We start from the raw sequence: 21,503 nt of genomic DNA, 5'->3' as shown, positions 1-21,503 counted from the left end.
CCTTCTGCCTTCTAATAACTAACAACCTTCTTGTAGTTCATTGCTCAACGAAATCCACTGCTCAACGCTCAGGTCTTCAGCGCGCACTTGGGGATTAACGTTTAATTGCTCTAGTAGGTGGGTGAGTCGGTCGCCATCGACTAAGCTTTTTAGATTATTGCGTAGCATTTTGCGCTTACTGGCAAAACCGGCTTTGACGATCGTTTCCAGATGCCGAGGGTTATGGGCAGGCGTGACTACAGGACGAGGACACAGGCGAATTACGGCAGAGTCAACTTTGGGCGGTGGCTGAAACGCTTTGGCAGAGACATCACAAATAAACTGGCACTCGGCAAGATATTGCACTCGCACAGACAGTGCCCCAAAATGGGTGGAACCAGGCTTGCTGCAAAGACGCAGGGCGACTTCTTTTTGCACCAGAAGAACGATCGCATCAAACGGTTGAGGATTGGGAGCGGCGATCGTGCCCAGCAGTTTCTCGATAATCGGTCCTGTGATGTTGTAAGGGATATTGGCAACAACCTTGTTCGGATTTTGAAACTCTGGCGATAGTGCCAGTAAGCGATCAAGATCGGTAGCGAGAAAGTCGTCTTGTAGCAGCAAAAAATGCTCGACTTTGCCAAACTTTTTGACTAATAGCTCACATAAATCTCGATCGATTTCTACGGCAATGACTGCCTGGGCAAGCGCCAACAATTGTCGGGTGAGGATGCCTGTACCAGGACCAATTTCGAGGACACGATCGCGCTCTGTCAACGCGGCAGCATTCACAATACTGTTGAGTGCTTTTTCGCTACGAAGCCAGTGTTGGGCAAATTTTTTACGGGGTTGGGGCACAGGGTTACTCCGGTAGACCCACAACACCACTGCCAGAAATCACTTCGCCGATCGCGTAAGCAGCTAAATTCTGGTTTGAAAAATACTGCATGGTAGTGACGACAGCATCCGCTGGTACCAGCACAACAAACCCAATCCCCATATTGAAGGTGTGGAACATTGCCGTTGGGGAAACATCGCCTTCAGCCGCTAACCAATCAAAGATGGGTAGCACCGTCCACGCTGTTGGATCGACCTTGACCGCTTGCCCCACACCGAGACAGCGCGGCAGGTTTTCTGGCAGCCCACCACCTGTAATGTGCGCCATACCGTGGATTGGTAATTCCTGTTTGAGCGCCCCTAGAATGGGCTGCACATAGATTTGCGTGGGGGTCAGCAGTACGTCGCCCAGACTTTTGCCGTCAAAGGCATCTGGACGATCGCTCCAGTTGTAGCCGCGATCGTCCACAATCTTGCGTACCAGACTAAAGCCGTTGCTGTGGACTCCCTGACTGGCAAGACCGAGCGCCACATCGCCAAGCTGCACCTGCGACCCATCGAGAATTTTACTCTTCTCTACAATGCCGACGCAGAAGCCCGCCAAGTCATATTCTCCCACCTGATAAAACCCTGGCATCTCTGCCGTTTCGCCGCCTAGCAGCGCACAGCCTGACTGCCGACAACCTGCTGTGATGCCCGACACGACATTTGCCAATTGCTCTGAGTTCAGCGTTCCCGTTGCCAAATAGTCGAGAAAAAACAGTGGCTCTGCGCCACAGGTCAGCACATCGTTTACGCACATAGCGACCAGATCAATGCCAACGGTTTCATGGCGATCGAGGTTCTGCGCCAGCTTGAGCTTTGTCCCCACGCCATCGGTGCCAGACACCAACACAGGCTCACGGTAACCAATTGGCAGTTGAAACAGCCCACTAAACCCACCAAAGTTGCCCAAAACCTCTGGTCGTGTTGTGCTGTCTACCATACTGCGGATACGCTGCACAAACGCTCGCCCCGCCTCAACGTCTACACCCGCCTCTCGATAATCCATGTCAGTTGCCTTTGGGCGATCGTCGCAGGTTGTATTTTACTTGGCTTAGGGGCGAAAAGCGAGAGCGGAGAAGATGGGGAAGCGGGGGAAGTAAGAGTAGCAGAGGAAGCAAGGGAAACTTTGCGCAGCACTTTGCGCCCCTGCGCTAGAGGTGCTGAGCTTTAAATCCTAAATGCTACCCTCTGCCTCCTGCCCTCTGCCCTCTCCTCCTACTCCCCGATCGCTGTCTCCAAGACCTCTCGATGAATCAACGCCCGATCAACCTGAAACTGTATTTGATCCGTAGAGAGGGCTTCACCATTGGCATAGAGTTCGAGCCAGGTTTGACTAATGGCGTTTGGATCATCGGGAATCTCTGCGAGAGACCAGCCTGGTAGATCGAGTGCCTGCATCAAGTTGCTGACCTTGGGGTCATAGCTGAGGGCAAAGCAACGACAGCCTTCGGCAGCTGCCATGATGAGACCGTGAAAGCGCATGGCGATCGCCATCTCTACGCCACGAAACACCCCTTTCAACTGCTGTGGATCTTCTAATTGCAGAATGTGGCTGACACCAGGTAATTGGGACTGAATGGCTTCGGCGATCTCCAGGTCTTGAGCGGCTTGAAAGGGCAGCAGCAAAAGGCAAGTCTGAGTTGCTTTCTGAAAGGTGATCAATGCCTGCGTTAACGCCTCTAGCCGCGCTGGAGTTAGCTGTGGATGGGAGCGTAAGTTAACAGCAACACGAGGCGCAGGCAAATCCCACAAACCCTCGACTGGCGTTGATTCGAGTGCCCAAACTGGATCGGGAGCCAGCGTAAAAGGAATGCCCCAGTTGGACAGCATGGCAGCCGAGCCATGATCACGCACGCTAACCGCATTACAGCCTGCAAACGTCTGATGTGCCATCCATTGTGTGAACGATCGCTGAAGTGGACCAACGCCCTGCGCCCAGGCGATCGTTTTCAACCCCAGTTTTTGTGCCAGCGCCATCAAGCCTGCATAGTAGAGAGGGCTAACCGCACTCGTCGCGTCTTGAAGCAGACTGCCACCACCCCAAATAAAGACCTGGGCACTGCGTAAGGCTTGCTGGATCGCATAGGGATTTTTGCGATCGATCGCCTCCACGTGGTAGCGATCGTGGGTTTGCGCAGGATTACCCGACAGCACGATCGGCGTTACCGACGCTGGCAGCATTTGCAGCAGCGATGCCAGCAGCGCCTCATCGCCACCATTGCCCTGCCCATAATATCCACACAAAACTGCTCGGGTGCCCATCTTTGCTTTTAGCGTTTGGCTGATGCTGTCATATCGCGTTGCTATCCAATCATCCTCGATTTTGACCCTTGGCTTGGTCGATAGCGTAAAAAGATAGGACTGACGCAGCAGAAGTTTCTACTTTCATCAAAAAAGGGACTTTTGGCATTTCCCCTTTTAAGGGAGCAATATTTCAAGCGTCAAGTGTGTAAGCCCTAAGAGAATTGAGCTTTTAGGACATGATCTACCGTAGGAGTGACTCACCAGCACTCCGTTTCTCATTGAATAGAGGTAGAAGCAATTTGCCGTTATTGGAAGCGCTTTTATACAGTTTGCTGTTACTCAGACTTCTGAATGCTGAAGCCTGATGACGCTAAGTATCAACGCTCTACCTGGCAACAGGCTTTGTGGAAATACGTTCTCAATCGCCACCGGGACGATCGCTTTGCCGCGTTTAACTAGAGTGAGAGAGCAGACTTGTATGAACCGCTCGATTTAACACCAATTGTAGCTACCCAATTTTTTATTACGTGTGGAGATGTGTCCGTGAAATTTAACCGTTCGATCGATCGTCTGTGTCTGTCGTTTAGTCTTGCTGTTTCTGCGATCGCCTGTGGTCAGTTAGCGGTTCAAGCCGAAACAACCAATCCGGTTTCCGAAGCCCCAATGCTACAGACGGCTGATACGATTCGTCTGACCAGCAATCCGATATTGCCAGAGGCAGCGTCTTTCAGCAATGCTGCTGTGGCTCCCCAGGAGACAACAGCTGTTTTGTCTGCGGCGTTAGAGCCAGCTGCGTCGGTAGCGAATCAGCCAGCGAATTTGTCAGCTCAATCAGTAAACGTGCCTCAGGTAGAGACGGCTGCTAGCTCGACGGCTGCAACCACGCTAGCCGTTCCTGCCCCTGGCACAGTGCCTACGTCGGCAGCAGCACTTGACCTTGAAGCGTCAACATCTGCTTTTGCCGAGCAGCAGGATTTTGCACAGACGACTGCACCCGTGCTTGCCCAAATTGAGCCGATCGAACCAGGTCGGGCAACCCGCTCTGGCTCAAGCTATGTCGGTGTCGGTGCAAACATTGGCGCGATCGGCAGCACGCCTCTTGGTGATTTGAGCGGCGCGATCTTGAGCAAGATTGGCTTGACCAGCAACATCTCAGTACGACCAACAATTTTGATCGATGGTGATGTCAGCTTCCTGTTCCCCGTTACGCTCGACTTTCCAATTCAAAGCGCTGGACGAGTGAGCTTTGCGCCTTATGTGGGCGTTGGTGCGTCGTTTTCTACAGGCGATCGCAAAAACGCCGACCTGATTGTTTCTGGTGGCGTTGACGTTCCACTCTCACCCCAACTCACGCTTACCGCTGCCGCCAACGCAGGCTTGATTGATGGCATTGAACTGGGCGTTTTAATCGGAATTGGCTACAACTTTGCAGGCTTTTAGGTCGTCCTAACGCACTGTCTTCAGCCACGCTCATGAGAATGAAGGAGTTAGAAGTCAGACGTTAGAAAGTTCGTGCTTTCTAACGTCTGACTTCTAGTTTCACTCCCTACTCCCTACTTGGTTACAGGACTCACCTTACTAACCGTCTTTAGCGTGCCGTCTGCTGCCACTTGCCACACGTCATAGACACCAGAGACATCACCGTTCTTGTCAATATCGACGTTGCCGCTAGCTCCCTGGTAGTTGATGGTTTCTCCCTGGCTCAATAGCTTCAGCCCTTCACACACGTCGCTTACGTCCTTACCAGGACCATTTGCCACTTCAAGAATCTTGCTCTTAATTGCATCACCGGTATTTGCTTTAGCAGCTTGAGCAGCGAGTACCAGCAAGGCAGCAGCATCCCATGATTGGGGTGCATACGCAGCAGGGGCTTGCTTAAATTTTGCCTGCCAGAGTTTGGTCAATGCATCAAGCGCTTTGCCGTCAGCACCGGGAATGGTCCCCACCGCGTCTTGCAGAATAAATTTACCATCGCTTGTCTTGCCTACTTGAGTAGCAAATTGATCAGACTTGGAACCATCAGTCAGTAGAATTTGCACCCCTTTACTTAGCCCTTGCTCGTAAGCAGTTTTCAGCAACAGCGCACCTGTTTCGGCATAGGCAACCGCAGCCACTCCTTCCGGCTTATTGCCAAAGGCAGCTTGAGCTTCGGTGGCAAACGTGGTGGCTTTAGGGTCATAACGAGCGGGTTTTGCTTCATTGGTGATGGTGCCGCCAAGCGTTTTGAACGCCTGCACAAATTCTTTCTCAAACCCTCTGCCGTAGTCGTTGTTGATGACTACCGTGGCTGCTCGTCGAATGCCTCTTTCATAGGCAAGCTTTGCCAGCGCCCGTGCCTGATAGGTATCTGGTGGAGCTGTGCGCGCCCAATAGCCCTGAAATTCGCCTTTTTGACCCCGTTCTGTAAAGACTGGGCTGGTGCTACCTGGGGAGACGAGCATTACCTTGTTACGAATAGCGATCGGAATTGCCGCCGCCGAAACGCTGCTAGCGAACGACCCGACCACGCCTGCTACTTTATCCACTTCTGCGAGCTTGGTCATACCGTCTGCACCCGCCGTTGGATCAGTTTGGTCATCGGTGTTGGCTAAGAGCGTTACTGGAGCGCCATTCACTCCACCGCACTGGTTAACGGTTTCGACTAGTAGCGGGACTGCTGCTAGCATTGGCTGACCGACAGAAGCTAGGTCGCCTGTTGCAGGGAGTAGGGTGCCAATTTTTAGACTTTTGGCATCACCAGCAGCAGGTGTCCCAGGTGACGGTGAACCAGCAGAAGTACTGGCTGGCGGTGCAGCGGCTTCTTGGCAGGCAGCAGAGAGAAAACCGATCGCTAGCACTGCGATCGCTAGACTCACAGCTTTAGCAGGTTTAACACGATTAGCTGAAGCGAGGGGTTTCATCGGTATTAGACTCATCAACATTTCTAATAGTTTAGGGTATGGGCGATCGACACTAAACCAGGTGCTGAGAATCACAGCAAGGCTTCCAAGTCAGTGGTGTATATTCCCTCTAACGGTTCTCTGTTGGAACGGTATACCTGCGCTCTACAACTAACTTCATAAGCTAAACCTAATCTTGATCAAAGGCAGCCAGGCTTAATCCTCTGGCGGTTGAAGCGGCTCAAAGACGGGACAAAAACCTTCTGGTGCAACCTTAAACTCAAACAAGGGCGAAAGCTGATTCCAGCAGCGTTGTCCACGATAATGGCGACAATTGCCACAGCAGCTACGCAGCGGCGAATTACCGTCTACCCAATCCAGCAGGCGATCGCTGGGTCGCAGGAGTTCCCGTTGTGGTAGACCCCGCAACACCAGTTCATCACCCTGCCAGCGAGCCTCTACCAAGCCCGTATCAGCTAATTGTTGCCAGCGCGGATCGGCTGTAATTGCATCCGGCAACGTAATACTTACGATCGTGTTGAGTTCAGTCAATTCACCTTCATAGCTGGCTTCAGGAGCAGCAGTGTGCAAAAACGTCTCGCCGATCGGCAGTTCCACTAGACTGTTTGCAGACGGTGTGTGCAGGTGATAGCGGTTGTGCAGTTCTTCTAAGCCTGCGAGATCTGCCAAATAAGTGGGCGAACCATGAATGAAAACTACGTGCTGTGGGCGCAAGTTATGAATGAGCTGCGCTGTACCAGGACCATCGCCATGCTGCGCCAGCAGGTAGGTTTCGGTGAGAGGGGTGAGGGGTGAGAGGTAAGAATCATTTCGCCTCTTTGCTACGCCTGCTTCCCCTGCCTCCCTTTCATCTTTCTCTTCTCCCCTCTCTCCTCGCTCCTCTCCCGCCAAGTGAGGTTGCTGTGGCTGCAAGATTAACCAGGCATCAGGGTTGGTGCCATAGTATTGGCTCAGATCAGCAGCTTCATCAGCCAGCACGATCGCAGGATGCGTCTCCAAATGGAACTGCTGGTCTGGGGTTAGCGCACGCACCCGTGGACGCACGCGCTCATCCCAAAAAAGGGATTGATGCCGAGCAAAGTTTTGCACCGCAGTCGGCAGATGAGGCAAGATCTCCATATAGGCATCACAGCCTGCGGCAACCGTGCTATCTACCCAGATATCTAGATCACGCCCAGTGAAATAATGATGGCTCCGCAATAGCATCAAGAGTTCTTGCCCTAACCCTAGCGCTGGCGTTGGTAGCAAGATCGATTGCTGGTTGACGATCGCTCGGTCAATGCGTTCTGCCAGTTGATTTTCTTGCTGACGACGGTGGGGATGTCGTGCCGTGCCGTAGCTACCCTCCACAATCAAGACATCCGGCGCAATGCCCCGCAACTCTTCCAGAGGCAGCCCTTCGACTAGTCGCGCATTTGAGAGAAAAAAGTCGCCTGTATAAAAAATGGTGTAGGCACGAACCGGGCGATCGTCCTCTGGCAACGGTGCATAGGTGAGCAAGAACGCTGCTGCACCAGGCAAATGCCCTGCTGGATACAGCTCAACGCTGAGACCATCACAAAACTCGATCGGCGTGCGCCAGGGTAAGGCATGACAAAGGGGTGATGGATCGATCACCCTCACATTGCGATCGACATTATGGTTCACGTTAGACCAGTTCAGCGGCAGCAGTTGTGTCGTCACCTCGCTCGCATAAATAGGTAGCTGAGGAAATGCTTGATGCAGTGCCAACAATCCCCTGGCGTGATCGGCGTGGGCATGGCTGCACAATACTAGATCGGCTGGAGGAAGCGTCGTTTCTGCTAGCAGCGGAGAGAGATCTGCCAGCCCACAATCTAATAAAACACGGTAGCGCCCAAGCTTAAGCAGAAGGCAAATGCCCTCATCTGCTCCCACACCATATGCTACACATTCCAGTTCACTCACGTTCACGTCGTCCTACTCTGGCGTTCACGTCGGTTATCTTGCAGGGCGGCGCTTTCGTTAAGCAAAATCAAAGCTTCAGGCTTAGTTGTCCAGCAGCCTAGTGCAGAGAGCAAACATTCCTGCACTTCTGCACCAGATACACCGATGAAGCAATATTGCCGACTCATCAACGTAGGGTCAAACTAACCAGCCATGCACTCCAACTCACTATATCGACACGAATGTATCAACATGAAAATAACCATGTCGTATGCGGTTAGAAAGCGTTGCAGTCTCTGCATCTCTTGGTCTTACAAGCAGTAGCCATCTTAGTTGAAACAAGGTGCAGGGGTCACATTCTGGTCAGGGGCAGCCCATGCACTCTTTTTCCAAGGTTCTAAGCTTTATAGCAACAGCAATAAGAGGCTACCTTACAAGCGCGTTGTTCCTGCCAGTAAGGTATTGAACACTCTCAGCAATCAGATTGCACAGGTCTTACGAGTGCCTCAATGAGCAGAACCATTGCCGTGATAGTCGTCAGTGTCGTAAAAGCCATTTTTGGTGCCGAAAAACAAGCACGCTACTGTAAAGACAGCCGTGAGTACAACTAGTGCTAATTTAACATCCATCTTTTTATGCCTCTCTAAATGAAGGTTTGACTTTAAGTTAAAAGAGCGGCATACGATCGCAGTACGCTCTTAAACGTTTGAAGATTGTAAAACGGTCTTTCCGTAATCCTACCAATTCACAGAATCTCGCAACAAGTTTGGTCATTTCACCGTCCTGGCTTTCCCGCCCTTCTACAGCCGTTGCACCTGACCTCATCGGCTGCACCCTTGCGCGACTGCTACCTGATGGCACGACCTGGCGTGGGCAGATTGTCGAAACTGAAGCATATACCCCAGGCGATCCTGCCTGTCATGCCTACCGCCGCCGCACCGATCGCAATAGCGTGATGTTTGGTCCTGCTGGCATGACCTATGTCTATCTCATCTATGGGATGTATTACTGCCTGAATATTGTCACTGACCTGGATGGAGTGCCCAGCGCTGTGTTAATCCGGGCACTCCAGCTTGAGACGATTCCACCCTGGATCGATCAACAAAAAGAGCCAAAACCTCACCGCATTGCTGCCGGACCTGGCAAACTCTGTCGCGCCCTCAAGATTGACCTGAGCTTTACTGCCCAACCGCTGCAACTGGAACAACCGCTGTGGCTCGAACACCGCGATGCCACGTTTCAACAGCAGCTAGATGACGGCACACATTCCTTGACTCAAACAACCCGCATTGGCTTAACTCAGGGCGCTGACTTCCCCTGGCGCTGGTATCTGGCAAACTGCCCAGCCGTGTCGAAAGTAGAAAGTATAAAGATAAGAACTAAAGGATAAAACCAGCCCTTTTAGCCTTTAGCCTTTCTTACAAAACAATCTCCTGCCCTTTCTCCGTAAACTGTACGGATTGAATCTTCCACTGGGAGTTGTTGAGCAACGTTTTGCGGATGCCGCCAAAGAGGGCAAGTTGTTCGCAACTTGAGAGGGAGTAGAAACTGCGTTTAGCATTAGCAGGAAGGCGGAGATCGACGATCGCCCGCGCCCCTTCTTGGCTGACTCGGTAGCCCGCAATGCTGAAGTCACCGCTATCGGTTTCGGCTAGCACTTGCGCGATCGCTGCCTCCAAGGATTTCGAGGCTGTCACCGTCACCTTTTCTGGTGCCAAATTCGCGCATTGCGTATCGACTTTATAGATATTGATTGTTGTCGTCGGACTGAGTGTGCCCGTCGGTGCTGTCAGGCGAGCGGCAACACTAGGAGAGGGTGATGGCTGTGTCGCGCTCGGTGAAGGCGTAGGCACTGGGCTGCGATCGCCAGGAGGAGCATCAGCCACAGGCGGAGCGCTGCAACTTCCCAGCGTTAAAGCGACGAGGCTCATCAGGCAAACTGTTAAGCGGGCAACAGTAGTAGTCATAACAGCATCAAAAAGACAGCGTGTACACAAATCATTTCTGGTAAGAGGTGCTGGTAGAGCAAGCATCATCGCCATTCAAGTCCAGCAGCCGTCACTAACACTTGCCCTTAAATGCACTTCAGCGCTTGCATGACTACACTAGTCTTATCAGTTAAATGTTAGCTCTAGCACTCTTAACCTCTCCTTGGTTTGTTCTATGAACTGCAACCGTTTCAGCACAATTTTCAGCACAGTAATGCTGTCGGCGATCGCCACGCTCATGCTGCCTCTAGCGGCGAGCGCGGCTTTGCCAAATAACCCACCTCGCACGATCGCACAGACATCAGGCGATCAAGCACAGGCTGAACCAACTGCTAGACAGGTACTCGAAGCCTGTGTACAGAATCGAGCCGAAACATTGCCCAACCCATTTGTCGATGTGCCTGCCAATCATTGGGCGTTTAAGGCAGTCCTCACAATGCATTACTGTGGAGCCTATCGTCAAGCTACTCCTCCTAGCCTCATCGAGCGACTGCTAAACCAACAGCCTGCATCAGTAGACCAGTAGAAAAGCTGGACTTCCGCCACCCGAGCCGATCCGCGAAAGCGTATCGCTTACTAAGAAGATTGCTAGCAAACAAAATACCCGTAGGGGCAGGTTTGATACCAACGTGATCGGCTATGAGTAAGATTCTGACAAAACCTGCCCCCTACAAGCGGTACATTCTTTCTCAGAAATCTCCTAATGTCCTACCACTGAGGCATAGCCTCAAAAGTTAGCATGGTTCTCATTTGCCGCTTTCAGCCGCTCTAGCACTTCTGCCACCGGAATTGCGCCCAATTCGCCAGCGGCACGGGTACGGATGCTAAGAGAATTGGCCTCCACCTCTTTAGCACCAACCACTGCCATCACGGGAATTTTGTCCTTTTCGGCGTTACGGATCAACTTGCCGAGACGATCGCCGCTAGTATCCACTTCTGCCCGAATGCCGATCGCCAGCAGTTGGCTCACCACCTGTTTGGCAAAGGGTAGCTGATCTTCGCTAACCGCCAGCAGGCGCACCTGAATCGGCGCTAACCAGACCGGAAAATCGCCTGCATACTCTTCAATCAAAATGCCGATCAGTCGTTCTAGAGAACCAAACGGCGCACGGTGAATCATCACAGGTCGCTTGCGAGTGCCGTCTTCGGCAACGTATTCCAAGTCAAAGCGTTCGGGGAGGTTGTAATCTACCTGAACTGTGCCAAGCTGCCATTCGCGATCGAGCACATCCTGAAAAATAAAGTCTAGTTTGGGACCATAAAATGCCGCTTCCCCAATGCCTTCAAAGTGATCCATGCCCAGTGTTTCTACCGCACGACGAATCGCTCCTTGAGCCTTATCCCATGCTTCATCCGAGCCAATGTACTTATCAGAATCAGGATCGCGGAAGCTCAAACGCGCTTTGAAGTTCTTCAATTGCAGGCTCTTGAACACGGACAGAATCAAATCCACCACGCTCAAAAACTCAGCATCCAACTGTTCAGGCGTGACAAATAAATGCGAGTCATCAACCGTAAAGCCGCGCACTCTGGTTAAACCGCCGAGTTCACCCGATTGCTCATAACGGTAGACCGTGCCAAATTCTGCTAGCCGCAGTGGTAGCTCACGGTAAGAACGTAGTTCGTTTTTGTAGATTTGAATGTGAAAGGGGCAGTTCATTGGCTTCATGACAAAGCCCTGCTCCAGTGCCGCTGCTGCCTCATCCTCTGCCATCAGCGGAAACATGTCTTCTTTATACTTTTGCCAGTGCCCAGAGGTTTTAAACAAATCCACTCTGGCAATGTGGGGGGTGACGACAGGCAGGTAGCCCCGTTTTAGTTGTTCCTGCTTAAGAAAATCTTCGAGGATCGATCGCAGCACCGTTCCCTTTGGTGTCCACAGCGGCAAACCAGGACCAACTGAATCCGAAAAAATGAAGAGACCCAGTTCTTTGCCCAGTTTGCGGTGGTCGCGCTTCAGGGCTTCTTCTTTACGCCGCTTGTATTCTGCTAACTGTGCCGGAGTTTCCCAAGCAGTGCCATAGATTCGCTGGAGTTGAGCTTTAGTTTCATCGCCCCGCCAATAGGCACCAGCGACACTTTCCAAGTCAAAGGCATCGGGGTTAAGCTCAGCCGTACTCTCAACGTGTGGACCCGCGCACAAATCCCACCACTGGTCACCCAGATGATAGAGCGTAATTGGTTCTTGCAAGCCTTCTAAAATTTCTAGCTTGTAGGGTTCGTTAATTGCCTGAATACGCTGCCGAGCCTCTTCCCGGCTCACCTCTTCCCGAATCACTGGCAGTTTGCGATTGATGATCTTCGTCATCTCCTTCTTGATTGCCTTCAGATCCTTCTCAGTAAATGGCTCTGGGCTATCAAAGTCGTAATAGAAGCCAGTTTCGATCGAAGGTCCGATCGTGACTTGCACTTTCGGAAACAGCTTTTGCACCGCCATCGCCATCACATGAGACGTGGTGTGGCGAATCTTCTGCAACGGTTCCGATTCGCTGGTGCGAGGCAGATGAATTTTCTCTGGTTGATCGTCTTCAGGGGAGGCGGAAACAGGCATAGGAGATGGCATCGATACAACAGACAATAGAGGGCAAACAGAGGAAAGCGCACGATCGCAGCGAGTTATCATCAAACCCTGACCTCAGAATCAATCCAAATGCCAGATGATTCCAGTCTAAAGTTTGATGCAGCGCATTCCACCTACGGCTAAAGCATTTACCGCAAAGACCGCAGTCTCTATATTACTGAATCTTCTTGATCCCCCTTGGCGCAAACGGCTTTGCGTTACTTAAATCTATGTAAAGAAGGTTTACGAACCTGAGAAAGCGCTAAAATGAAAATATGGACATAACCAGTCAGCTTTACTAATGTTTGATTCCCCTTCACCGAATGCAGACCTGCTTCGCTCCATCTTGGAGCCACTCCTTGAAGATTTTCAGTATTGGTTCCAGCGATCGCGGCTTTTGTTGGAAACAGAAGCACTTCCCTTTTTAGGTACTGAGCAACGAGACTCTTTGCTAAAGCGGATTGTGGTAGCGCAGCAGGAAGTCTCTACGGCACAGATGCTCTTTAGGGCAACAGGTGGTCAGGTGGGGATTGAGCTGTCAGTCATGAAACCCTGGCATGATTTAGTAGCAGAATGCTGGCAAGTAGCAGTGCGCCGACGGATGCAGGAAGCAGCTGCACAGGCATCAGACGAAAAAGACTGTAACGGACTGTAGCATTTGAATAAACTTAGGGTAGTCGCGTAGCATGATTGAGGAGTGATTAGCATCACTTTTTAACTTTGTTGATGACTCGATTTAGTCCAATCACTTCAAGCGACTTTGAAACACCTATCTTTGTAAGCATTCATAAAAACACACTATTGCGGCTCCAACTGAGACTGCGGCTTTTGAGGAAAAACCTATGCTATTACATTTGCTCTATGTCATTGCCTTTACTACGCTTGCCTTTTTTGCGGTTGGCAATCTGATTCGGAACATGATGACGCTGGGTATGGAATCTCAGCGTCCCCCAGCGCCAAAAGGTTGGACGATGGGTGAACCTCAAGTAGCAGGACGATCGCGCCTACAAGCAGTCCCCCATCCAGAGTTTTTAGATGACGCTGGCAAAGTGATTAACGAGCCACTGCTGGTCATGCGGTCGATGAGCATGGAAGATGCACGTGAGCAGTTGGACGCAATTTATGAATCGTCTCCGGGTGCGAGTTCGTTTGGCTCAAGTGATCTGCGTGATGATGCTTAACTGAGCCTAGAGCGCCAATCCTGATTACTATAGAAGTGCAGTCGCTTAATACTAGGTAGCCCATGTCTGAACTACCTGAAGTGCAGCCTTCAGACGTAACTGAAAAGCCGAACTCTGAACTACCTGAAGTGCAACCTTCAGATGTAACTAAAAAGCCGAAGGATGCCGCGAGCGTTTCTACCTCAGTAGTGGAGACATCAGCGGCTCTTTGGTATGACATTCTAAGCTCCCTAAAAGGATGGAAGCGCCTTGTACCTGCACAGTGGGTTACAGACACTTTAATGTCCTGGTTTAGTGTTAGTGAAGCCGAGATTGCCGAGATTTTGGAGCAGGTGCGGGGACAGTTGCCTACCACTGAAGCACTGCTAGTAGGCAAGCCGCAGGCAGGCAAAAGTTCGCTTGTGCGAGGGTTAACTGGAGTTTCTGCTGCTATTGTTGGGCAAGGCTTTCGACCGCATACTCAGAACACGCAGCGCTATAGCTACCCTACAAGCGATTTACCATTGCTCATTTTTACCGATACGGTTGGTTTGGGCGATGTTTCTCGGGAGACAGGAGCGATCGCGCAGGAGCTTATCAGCGAACTTCAGCCTAACGAAAACCGCCGCGCCAGAGTCCTGATTCTTACTGTCAAAATTAATGATTTTGCGACTGATACGCTACATCAGATTGCTAGCACGATCCGTAAGCAGCATCCAGACGTGCCTTGCTTACTAGCTGTGACGTCCCTTCACGAACTCTACCCAGTCGATCGCACTGATCATCCCGCTTATCCCCCCGATGTAGAGGCGGTGAACCGAGCATTTGCGGCTGTACAAGAATCGTTTAAGGGGTTGTTTGATAGCGCAGTCATGATTGACTTCACATTAGAGGAAGACGAGTTTACGCCAACGTTTTATGGTGTGGAGGCATTGGTCAATGCCTTAGCCGATTTATTGCCAGAGGCAGAAGCTCGCGCTATCCATCAGCTTCTAGACGATACAGCTGGACAGCAGCTTGGCAACCTTTACAGAGACGCAGGTCGCCGCTACATTCTGCCCTTTGCGATTATGGCGGCAACTCTTGCCGCTGTGCCGTTACCCTTTGCAACGATGCCCGTTTTGACCGCGCTACAGGGTTCATTAGTGGGGTTGCTAGGGCAACTGTATGGGCAAACACTGTCGCCATCGCAGGCAGGCGGAGTCGTCAGCGCGATCGGCGGTGGGTTTTTGGCACAGGCGATCGGGCGCGAACTAATCAAATTCATCCCTGGCTTCGGCAGCGTGATTGCAGCATCGTGGGCAGCCGCTTATACCTGGGCACTGGGTGAAGCTGCCTGCGTTTACTTTGGCGACTTAATGGGCGGCAAAAAACCTGACCCCAAACGGATTCAACAGGTAATGAACGCATCCTTTGCTACGGCAAAAGAGCGCTTCAAGCAGACAAGCTGATAGCTATCAGCTTGTCTGTGGAGTAGCCAGTGCACGCCCTACGCGTTGCAGTTTATGCCTGAACGCTGTCTTTGAATGGTGAGAAGTCTCCTCATACCAACTAGCAGACCAAAGCTGACCGCTAAATACCTAAACGCTGATAGATGGGGTCAAGGTGCTTCAAGTGGTGCTGCGGATCAAAACACGCTTCGACCTCCTCGGCAGATAGGTGCTTGGCAACACGAGCATCCTGGCTAATCAGATGACGAAAATCGCCATCGGGTTTATTCCAGGCTTGATGAGCGCAGGCTTGTACTACAACATACGCATCTTCTCGGCTCATGCCTTTCTCGACCAGCGTCAGCAGCACCCGTTGACTAAAGACAACGCCACCATAAAGGTTCAGATTACGCGTCATGTTTTCGGGATAGACCAGCAGGTTTTTAACCAGATCAGTTGCTTCGACGAGCATAAAGTGGGTCAAGATGCAGGCATCCGGTAGAATCACCCGCTCTGCTGCGCTATGGGAAATATCGCGTTCATGCCAAAGCGCCACGTTTTCTAGCGCCGTCCCTGCATGGTTGCGAACCACACGCGCCATTCCAGTTAGACGTTCCGATCGAATGGGGTTTCGCTTGTGGGGCATTGCAGAGGAGCCTTTCTGCCCTTTGGCAAAATACTCTTCAACCTCCAGTACATCAGTGCGCTGAAGGTTACGGATTTCGACAGCAAAGCGCTCGATCGACGCTGCTAAGAGCGCCAGTGTTTGCACAAACTCAGCATGTCGATCGCGTGAAATTACCTGCGTTGAAGCAGTATCAGGCTCTAACCCAAGATGCTGGCAGGCGATCGCCTCTACTTGCGGGTCAATGTTGGCATAGGTTCCTACTGCGCCAGAAATTTTGCCAACCGCAATGCTGCGCTGTTGACGGCAAAGGCGATCGCGATGACGTAAAACTTCCGCTAACCAGCCAGCAAGCTTAAAGCCGAAGGTGATCGGTTCTGCATGAATGCCGTGCGATCGACCAATCATTACGGTATGACGGTGCTGCTGAGCCTGATAGCGAATTGCCTGAACGAGCGATTCTAGCTGTGCCATCAAGACATCTAGACTAGCGACAAGCTGGAGCGCTAAAGCTGTATCCAGCACATCAGAACTGGTTAAGCCAAGGTGAATATAACGTCCCGCATCGCCCACGTACTCGTTGACATTCGTGAGGAAAGCGATCATGTCGTGGCGTACTTCCGCCTCAATTTCCAGTACTCGCTTCGGGTCGAAGTTTGCCTTCGCCTTAATGTCTACCACCGCATCCGTTGGAATATAACCAAGTTCTGCCTGCGCTTCGCACACGGCAATTTCGACTTGCAGCCAGGTCTTCAGCTTGTAGGTATCTGTCCACAAGTTGCCCATTTCGGGCAGAGTATAACGCTCAATCAAGGTTCGTGTCGCACAGCACAACGGCTCTATTGTACAACTGTCCTTTGATGGATGAGTGGAGATAAAGAATTGCTGAATTCCAGCACGTTATGGACTCTCGCTCAGGAACTTGATTGAATATTTATGAATGGTCATCTATCTTAGTGTAGAGATTGGTACAGAAAGAGGCATATTGTAGACGTATGCTGCTTCTCATCCACCCGTTTTCTTTAGATGAACGGTTGCAGCACTTCAATCTGGAGCAATGTACGATGTATCGTCAAGCTAAGTTCAGTGCGTTAACAAAACAAGCTAGACAGATCGCGACGATCGCTTGTTGTACAGGCTTGCTATCAAGTTGGTCGATCGCCGCCTTACCTTTAAGTGCAAGCAGCAACCAGATAGGTATTCATGATCCGATGCTGCACGCAGCCCGCTTAAATGCAAAGGTTACGCACCTCGAAATTCACCTCAATCGACGTCAGGCTGTGCTTTATCAGGGCAACACCCCAATCAAACGCTATCCGATTGGGACAGGACGGGAAGGGTGGAAAACACCGTTAGGCAACTTTCACGTGATGCAAAAGAAGCGCAACCCTACTTGGATCAATCCCTTCACTGATGAGCGCATCACTGCTAATGACCCCAGAAACCCACTGCGCGGTTATTGGATTGGCTTCTGGACAAACGGCAAGAACTGGATTGGCTTTCACGGCACGTTAGATGCTAGCAGTGTCGGCAGAGCTGCCTCCCACGGCTGTATTCATATGTACGACAGTGACTTGAGAGACCTCTTTTCACACGTCAGCTTAGGTACTCCAGTTAAAGTGCTACCATAAGCCCCATTAGCGCATTATGTGTCTAATTTCCTCCAAAAGGCAGTTAACAGGTGCCTTTTGGTGTGAAAGCTTGCAATTTTGACTGAACTTCTCCCGAGTTCTCGTTACAAATGTCTATAGCTAGAAGGAGGCTATACGCTCCGTTCTTTTCTTCAATAGAGGCAAGACCATAGATTCAGTTCATCTGGTTCCTCCAATGCAAGAAACTCCTGTTACTCATCGACCTACAGAACGGCAGATTACCCGAAAAAATCTGTTTTCTAGTCTGATCATTGGGCTGGTGCTGGGTACGATTGCCGGTACACCTATCGGTTGGTTTACCCATCGTATTTATGCTCAGCAACGCACTGCCCAAGTTTTGCTCTGCCGACAGCAAAGCTTTGGGTTACCTGAAGCAGATTTACAGGCACGCTGCGGCGCGCCCTATTAAGCAATCAAAAAGTTTTAGGGCGCAAGCTTGACTTTAAAACTTGCAACTATTTCGAAACATCTTTGCAACCAGCTATTAGCAAAGAAATCTAATGCGTCTAGAGGTAGAAGGCGTAGTACTTAGCAAACCCCTAAGATGCACTTGAGATTTTTTCGATCTCAGCAAAGTAAAACTTAACAAAAGATACGGGAGAGCTTATCATGCAACGCATCATTTCCTTTTTAGGCAAGAATTTATTAGTTATTGGTTTAGTAAGTTTAATCAGTTTGTCAGGCGCATTTTTCGTTGCCGTGCAACCTAGCTATGCAACAGTAGCTCAAGAACGCATGAGCGACAGTAGCAAGAAAGATCAAACGCCAGAACAGGCTTATGAGCAAGTCGTAAAAGAGGCTAAAGATGCCGTTAACAATCCGCAGGCTCTTGATGAAGCGTACGACCAAGATCAAAAAGCTCATAAGCAAGAACAAGGGGGCTTGCTAGAAGGTGCTAAGAAAGCCCTTGAGAAAGTAACCAATGCTGATTCGTAAGCGCTGAAGCAGTCAAAAAACTTAAAAGCTAATACTTTACCCCGGTTTAACGATCGGGGTTTTGTTTGACTATGTTTATCCGCCTAACTGTATGGGCACGCTAAGCTAAGCCAGCAGCATTCGCCATTGATGAACTCCTGAGTAAGGTTTACAACGCCCGGTCGCTGGCACCGGGCTTTCTCATTTTAGAGAAGGCTTTTTATCGCCGTACTGTCCCTATCTATAACCCTCCAACACTTAGCGCTGTAGTCTGGTGAGGGCAGACTGAAGCCGCTAGTGGCAAAACTAACTGCAACAGTTTCTTTCGTCTCATTGCCTTCCCTCGTCTCACCACCAGAGTTTGACCCTACTCTTAGGACAACTTTAAGGCGGACTTAAGTACGATCGCTCATCCAAAACACACTCATCAACTCAAGCGTGACGATCGCTCCCTACCCTTAACATCCTTTCAATTACCTAAATAAAACTAGAGCAGGGGGCGAGCTGTCCTTTCAAGCTAACGTCTGGTTTCAAACGGTAACTGCACGGCTTGCTAAAGCGTTGGTTGAAAGAGAACTTGAACGCGATTGTTACCTGTATCGCCTGCGTTCACGTTATCCAAAAGCTCTCTGTCGTCTTTTACAGGGCTTATAACCAAAAATGTATCGTTGTTTAGTCGCTCATAAACAACTTGGTTGTCAGAGGAACCAGAAACGCCGATCGTGCTCTTTTCGTAAGGGTTTAGCAAGGGCGCTTGTGCAGGAGTAGCACTGATCCGAATTGCCTGACTTTGCAGACCGCTAAGTGCAGCAGCACCATTAACGGGACGAGATTGTGCGTTTGCAGCAGAACTTAAGCCACCAACTACGACAACGGCACTGAGGACAGCAATTACTCTATTCATGACTCTAGCCTCTAGTAATGCTCTTTAACTTCAATGATGCCGTCTATGCTTTTCTAGACCCTCTATCTTGAGCAAGTACGTTAGTAGCGTAGCCCTTTGCTAGAGCTATACCCTTGGCTAGACTTTCCCTTCTGGTGTCTGATAACGATCGTTTGACGACGAGCGCTGTCCATAGGCTGTAATCTTCTAGCACATCCAGACTGGTTTAAAGACAGCTTGGAACAACTCGATCGTCCTGACACCACGATTTTGCATAAACTCTGTGTCAGGTTTATGCCAATAAAATTATTCTTAGAAGCTGAACGTCTCTTACAAAAAGAGCCCGTGACGAGGATTGAACTCGTGACCTCACCCTTACCAAGGGTGTGCTCTACCACTGAGCCACACGGGCAAACAGGGTCATAAACTTTAAGCTTTAGCTTTAAGTAAAGAATCCAGTTGGATTAACTCAAAACTTAAAACTCACTGCTTACAACATTATCGTGGATGGGCCGAGCTGGATTTGAACCAGCGTAGGCGTAGCCAGCGGATTTACAGTCCGCCCCCATTAACCACTCGGGCATCGACCCACTTCAGTCCACGAAAATAGATCCTAGCACAACGAGATGCACCAAAATCATCGTTAGTAGATTTTGATCCTAAATTAAAAAGTAGTGCTGCAAGTCACGATCGCCCTTTACGTTAAGAGCCATCGTGTGTTTCGATCGCAGACTGCTGCAAGAATCTGTGCGAATGTCTCAACCTTCACTATAATCAACGCCATCTGCACTTCTCTGGGTCACCACTTGTCTGCAAGTTGAATCGGCTGTCTGCAAGCCAAACCTGTCGTCACTCCTTCACCGCATGACTTTTATCTCTATCGCCTACGGACTGTTTCTGTTAAGCGTGATCGGCATTTACTGGTCGGTTCAGCAGCAATGGCTTCGTATGTGGGCGCTGCTAGCAGCTAGCATTGTCTTCTATTCATCTTTTCAAGTGCAGTATCTGCCGTTGCTAGTGGCGGGTACATGGGTGACGTTTCAGCTAGGGCAGGCGATCGACCTTCCCCCTGACTGGCGTAACAATGACTGGCAGTTTGCCCAACAAGATTGGAATCGGCGACGACTGAGGCTCTTGTGGCTAGGGATTGGGGTCAATGTCTTGCTGCTGGTCGGGTTTAAGTACATACCCTTTTTGCTTTCAACGATTGGGGCTGTGTTGGGCAACCCAGACCTACAAAACAGCGCGAACTGGACGCGATCAAATCTGATTGTGCCATTGGGACTAAGCTTTTTTTGTTTCGAGTGCATTGCTTATCTGGTAGATGTTTATCGTGGGGCACCAGCAGCGCAACAATTTCTCAAGTTTTCTGCCTACAAACTTTTTTTTGCCAAGCTGATTAGTGGTCCCATTACTCGCTATCATTCGCTGGCAGCGCAAGTCGAAACGCAGACGTTTCCAACGGTCGATCGCCTGGTTGAAGGCGTATGGCTAATTGCCTGCGGCGCAGTAAAAAAAGGGTTACTGGCAGATAATCTTGGCGTTCTAGTTGATCTCAGTTTTCAAAACCTGCAACGGGCAGGCAGCGGCGATCTGTGGTTAGCAACTGTTACGTATGGGCTACAGCTTTATCTAGACTTTAGCGGCTATGTCGATATGGCACGAGGAAGTGCTGTGCTGTTGGGGTTTGACCTGCCACAAAATTTTGACTTTCCCTATTTCAGCACTAGCATTGCAGACTTCTGGCGACGCTGGCATATGACGTTGGGCGACTGGTTACGCAATTACCTTTACTTTCCACTCGGCGGCTCGCGGCAAGGCTTGTTGCGTACCTGCTTGAATTTGGTCATTGTTATGGCGATCGCGGGTATCTGGCACGGAGCCACCTGGGGCTTTGTTGTCTGGGGTTTGCTGCATGGGGTCGCGCTTGTCGTTCATCGGCTGACTGAAGCGTTGTCACAGCGGCAGCCCTGGCTAAAAAGCGCTTGGCAAAGCTTACCAGGCGTTGTGCTGGCGTGGTTCTTGACGCAAAGTATGGTGTTTAGTACCTGGATTTTCTTTCGGTTGCCAGACTTAAAAGAGTCTTGGTTGGTGGTGCAGCGCTTGTGGGGACATACTGCTGACGCACAGTTTGCTCAAAAAGTGTACCTGGAAGCGCTTGGTCTCGCACCGTTTCAGATTGTGCTGCTGCTTTGGGGCTTGGGCGTCGCAATGGGGGCTGCGTATCTGTGCGATCGCGCGTTTAAACTACAGCTAAACTGGCATATCAAGCTGATGCTCGTGCCGCTCTGCTTGTTTGCGGTCTGGGTTTTGGCGCCCAAAGATTCCTTGCCTTACATCTACTTCGATTTCTAAAGCAAGGATTTCTAAAGTTGAGTAG

General features: G+C 50.6%; 20 protein-coding genes and 2 tRNA genes. 10 read left to right on the top strand and 12 right to left on the bottom strand.

Features of this window, described 5'->3' with window-relative positions; genetic code table 11:
* Nucleotides 1–18 precede the first annotated feature (18 nt).
* The 3 genes from rsmA to csaB form a co-directional block, all read right to left on the bottom strand.
* A complete protein-coding gene (gene rsmA / locus H6F86_RS15695) occupies nt 19–837 on the bottom strand; it encodes a 16S rRNA (adenine(1518)-N(6)/adenine(1519)-N(6))-dimethyltransferase RsmA (RefSeq protein WP_190449541.1) in 819 nt (272 codons plus the stop codon).
* A gap of 4 nt (nt 838–841) precedes the next feature.
* Complete coding sequence (gene purM, locus H6F86_RS15690) at nt 842–1,867, bottom strand: phosphoribosylformylglycinamidine cyclo-ligase (RefSeq protein WP_190449540.1); 1,026 nt, start codon at nt 1,865–1,867, stop codon at nt 842–844.
* A gap of 209 nt (nt 1,868–2,076) precedes the next feature.
* Complete coding sequence (gene csaB / locus H6F86_RS15685) at nt 2,077–3,123, bottom strand: polysaccharide pyruvyl transferase CsaB (RefSeq protein ID WP_190449539.1); 1,047 nt, start codon at nt 3,121–3,123, stop codon at nt 2,077–2,079.
* A 525-nt stretch (nt 3,124–3,648) separates the two neighbouring features.
* Between csaB and H6F86_RS15680 the strand changes: the two genes are divergently transcribed.
* Entirely contained in the window at nt 3,649–4,545 is an 897-nt protein-coding gene (locus H6F86_RS15680; RefSeq protein ID WP_190449538.1) for a hypothetical protein, read from the top strand.
* Between the two features lie 113 nt (nt 4,546–4,658).
* Here H6F86_RS15680 and H6F86_RS15675 read toward each other — a convergent pair whose 3' ends face one another.
* The 3 genes from H6F86_RS15675 to H6F86_RS32835 form a co-directional block, all read right to left on the bottom strand.
* On the bottom strand, nt 4,659–6,080 hold the full coding sequence (locus H6F86_RS15675) for an ABC transporter substrate-binding protein (RefSeq protein ID WP_347240459.1): 1,422 nt from the start codon (nt 6,078–6,080) through the stop codon (nt 4,659–4,661).
* 120 nt (nt 6,081–6,200) lie between these two features.
* On the bottom strand, nt 6,201–7,931 hold the full coding sequence (locus tag H6F86_RS15670) for an MBL fold metallo-hydrolase (RefSeq protein WP_190449537.1): 1,731 nt from the start codon (nt 7,929–7,931) through the stop codon (nt 6,201–6,203).
* A 485-nt stretch (nt 7,932–8,416) separates the two neighbouring features.
* On the bottom strand, nt 8,417–8,539 hold the full coding sequence (locus H6F86_RS32835) for a hypothetical protein (protein WP_277881239.1): 123 nt from the start codon (nt 8,537–8,539) through the stop codon (nt 8,417–8,419).
* 77 nt (nt 8,540–8,616) lie between these two features.
* On the opposite strand from H6F86_RS32835, the gene H6F86_RS15665 reads away from it, so the two are divergent.
* Nucleotides 8,617–9,300 (top strand): DNA-3-methyladenine glycosylase, encoded by a 684-nt coding sequence (locus H6F86_RS15665; RefSeq protein ID WP_347240457.1) that lies wholly within the window; start codon nt 8,617–8,619, stop codon nt 9,298–9,300.
* Nucleotides 9,301–9,328: 28 nt separating this feature from the next.
* Here H6F86_RS15665 and H6F86_RS15660 read toward each other — a convergent pair whose 3' ends face one another.
* On the bottom strand, nt 9,329–9,877 hold the full coding sequence (locus tag H6F86_RS15660; protein WP_190449536.1) for a sporulation/spore germination protein: 549 nt from the start codon (nt 9,875–9,877) through the stop codon (nt 9,329–9,331).
* Between the two features lie 196 nt (nt 9,878–10,073).
* Between H6F86_RS15660 and H6F86_RS32285 the strand changes: the two genes are divergently transcribed.
* Nucleotides 10,074–10,424, top strand: coding sequence for an S-layer protein (locus H6F86_RS32285; RefSeq protein WP_190449535.1), 351 nt, complete (start codon nt 10,074–10,076; stop codon nt 10,422–10,424).
* Between the two features lie 201 nt (nt 10,425–10,625).
* On the opposite strand, the gene thrS is transcribed toward H6F86_RS32285, so the two are convergent.
* Entirely contained in the window at nt 10,626–12,461 is a 1,836-nt protein-coding gene (thrS, locus tag H6F86_RS15650; RefSeq protein ID WP_190449534.1) for a threonine--tRNA ligase, read from the bottom strand.
* A gap of 298 nt (nt 12,462–12,759) precedes the next feature.
* Between thrS and H6F86_RS15645 the strand changes: the two genes are divergently transcribed.
* The 3 genes from H6F86_RS15645 (at nt 12,760) to H6F86_RS15635 (ending at nt 15,069) form a co-directional block, all read left to right on the top strand.
* Nucleotides 12,760–13,113, top strand: a complete 354-nt coding sequence (locus tag H6F86_RS15645; protein ID WP_190449533.1) for a DUF2605 domain-containing protein — start codon at nt 12,760–12,762, stop codon at nt 13,111–13,113.
* A 187-nt stretch (nt 13,114–13,300) separates the two neighbouring features.
* Nucleotides 13,301–13,639 carry a DUF2973 domain-containing protein gene (locus H6F86_RS15640; RefSeq protein WP_190449532.1) on the top strand — a complete coding sequence of 113 codons (339 nt, stop codon included), beginning with the start codon at nt 13,301–13,303 and terminating at the stop codon, nt 13,637–13,639.
* A 62-nt stretch (nt 13,640–13,701) separates the two neighbouring features.
* The gene (locus tag H6F86_RS15635) at nt 13,702–15,069 is read left to right on the top strand and encodes a 50S ribosome-binding GTPase (RefSeq protein ID WP_190449531.1); all 1,368 of its coding nucleotides are present in this window, start codon (nt 13,702–13,704) and stop codon (nt 15,067–15,069) included.
* A 121-nt stretch (nt 15,070–15,190) separates the two neighbouring features.
* On the opposite strand, the gene purB is transcribed toward H6F86_RS15635, so the two are convergent.
* Complete coding sequence (purB, locus tag H6F86_RS15630) at nt 15,191–16,486, bottom strand: adenylosuccinate lyase (protein ID WP_190449530.1); 1,296 nt, start codon at nt 16,484–16,486, stop codon at nt 15,191–15,193.
* Between the two features lie 182 nt (nt 16,487–16,668).
* Between purB and H6F86_RS15625 the strand changes: the two genes are divergently transcribed.
* The 3 genes from H6F86_RS15625 (at nt 16,669) to H6F86_RS15615 (ending at nt 18,261) form a co-directional block, all read left to right on the top strand.
* Nucleotides 16,669–17,304: a L,D-transpeptidase gene (locus tag H6F86_RS15625; protein WP_199305306.1), complete on the top strand. Its 636-nt coding sequence runs from the start codon at nt 16,669–16,671 to the stop codon at nt 17,302–17,304.
* Between the two features lie 196 nt (nt 17,305–17,500).
* Nucleotides 17,501–17,734, top strand: coding sequence for a hypothetical protein (locus H6F86_RS15620; RefSeq protein ID WP_190449529.1), 234 nt, complete (start codon nt 17,501–17,503; stop codon nt 17,732–17,734).
* A gap of 200 nt (nt 17,735–17,934) precedes the next feature.
* Nucleotides 17,935–18,261, top strand: coding sequence for a hypothetical protein (locus H6F86_RS15615; RefSeq protein WP_190449528.1), 327 nt, complete (start codon nt 17,935–17,937; stop codon nt 18,259–18,261).
* A gap of 532 nt (nt 18,262–18,793) precedes the next feature.
* Here the strand turns inward: H6F86_RS15615 and H6F86_RS15610 are convergent.
* The 3 genes from H6F86_RS15610 to H6F86_RS15600 all read right to left on the bottom strand — a co-directional run bounded on the left by H6F86_RS15610 (nt 18,794) and on the right by H6F86_RS15600 (nt 19,713).
* Nucleotides 18,794–19,144, bottom strand: a complete 351-nt coding sequence (locus H6F86_RS15610) for a hypothetical protein (protein WP_190449527.1) — start codon at nt 19,142–19,144, stop codon at nt 18,794–18,796.
* A 319-nt stretch (nt 19,145–19,463) separates the two neighbouring features.
* Nucleotides 19,464–19,535: transfer RNA gene (locus H6F86_RS15605), tRNA-Thr, on the bottom strand.
* 96 nt (nt 19,536–19,631) lie between these two features.
* Nucleotides 19,632–19,713: transfer RNA gene (locus H6F86_RS15600), tRNA-Tyr, on the bottom strand.
* 274 nt (nt 19,714–19,987) lie between these two features.
* Between H6F86_RS15600 and H6F86_RS15595 the strand changes: the two genes are divergently transcribed.
* Entirely contained in the window at nt 19,988–21,478 is a 1,491-nt protein-coding gene (locus H6F86_RS15595; protein WP_190449526.1) for an MBOAT family protein, read from the top strand.
* Nucleotides 21,479–21,503: the final 25 nt, after the last annotated feature.

This window comes from Phormidium sp. FACHB-592 (assembly GCF_014695795.1).
Taxonomy (GTDB): Bacteria; Cyanobacteriota; Cyanobacteriia; order Leptolyngbyales; family Leptolyngbyaceae; genus Stenomitos.
This window is presented reverse-complemented; position numbering and strand designations above follow the sequence as displayed.

What these genes read in the sequence shown, in the direction of transcription:
- purM (WP_190449540.1), bottom strand. Translation starts at nt 1,867, where the DNA reads ATGGATTATCGAGAGGCGGGTGTAGACGTTGAGGCGGGGCGAGCGTTT.
- csaB (WP_190449539.1), bottom strand. Translation starts at nt 3,123, where the DNA reads ATGGGCACCCGAGCAGTTTTGTGTGGATATTATGGGCAGGGCAATGGT.
- H6F86_RS32835 (WP_277881239.1), bottom strand. Translation starts at nt 8,539, where the DNA reads ATGGATGTTAAATTAGCACTAGTTGTACTCACGGCTGTCTTTACAGTA.
- H6F86_RS15660 (WP_190449536.1), bottom strand. Translation starts at nt 9,877, where the DNA reads ATGACTACTACTGTTGCCCGCTTAACAGTTTGCCTGATGAGCCTCGTC.
- H6F86_RS32285 (WP_190449535.1), top strand. Translation starts at nt 10,074, where the DNA reads ATGAACTGCAACCGTTTCAGCACAATTTTCAGCACAGTAATGCTGTCG.
- thrS (WP_190449534.1), bottom strand. Translation starts at nt 12,461, where the DNA reads ATGCCATCTCCTATGCCTGTTTCCGCCTCCCCTGAAGACGATCAACCA.
- H6F86_RS15645 (WP_190449533.1), top strand. Translation starts at nt 12,760, where the DNA reads ATGTTTGATTCCCCTTCACCGAATGCAGACCTGCTTCGCTCCATCTTG.
- H6F86_RS15640 (WP_190449532.1), top strand. Translation starts at nt 13,301, where the DNA reads ATGCTATTACATTTGCTCTATGTCATTGCCTTTACTACGCTTGCCTTT.
- H6F86_RS15635 (WP_190449531.1), top strand. Translation starts at nt 13,702, where the DNA reads ATGTCTGAACTACCTGAAGTGCAGCCTTCAGACGTAACTGAAAAGCCG.
- H6F86_RS15625 (WP_199305306.1), top strand. Translation starts at nt 16,669, where the DNA reads ATGCTGCTTCTCATCCACCCGTTTTCTTTAGATGAACGGTTGCAGCAC.
- H6F86_RS15620 (WP_190449529.1), top strand. Translation starts at nt 17,501, where the DNA reads ATGCAAGAAACTCCTGTTACTCATCGACCTACAGAACGGCAGATTACC.
- H6F86_RS15615 (WP_190449528.1), top strand. Translation starts at nt 17,935, where the DNA reads ATGCAACGCATCATTTCCTTTTTAGGCAAGAATTTATTAGTTATTGGT.
- H6F86_RS15610 (WP_190449527.1), bottom strand. Translation starts at nt 19,144, where the DNA reads ATGAATAGAGTAATTGCTGTCCTCAGTGCCGTTGTCGTAGTTGGTGGC.
- H6F86_RS15595 (WP_190449526.1), top strand. Translation starts at nt 19,988, where the DNA reads ATGACTTTTATCTCTATCGCCTACGGACTGTTTCTGTTAAGCGTGATC.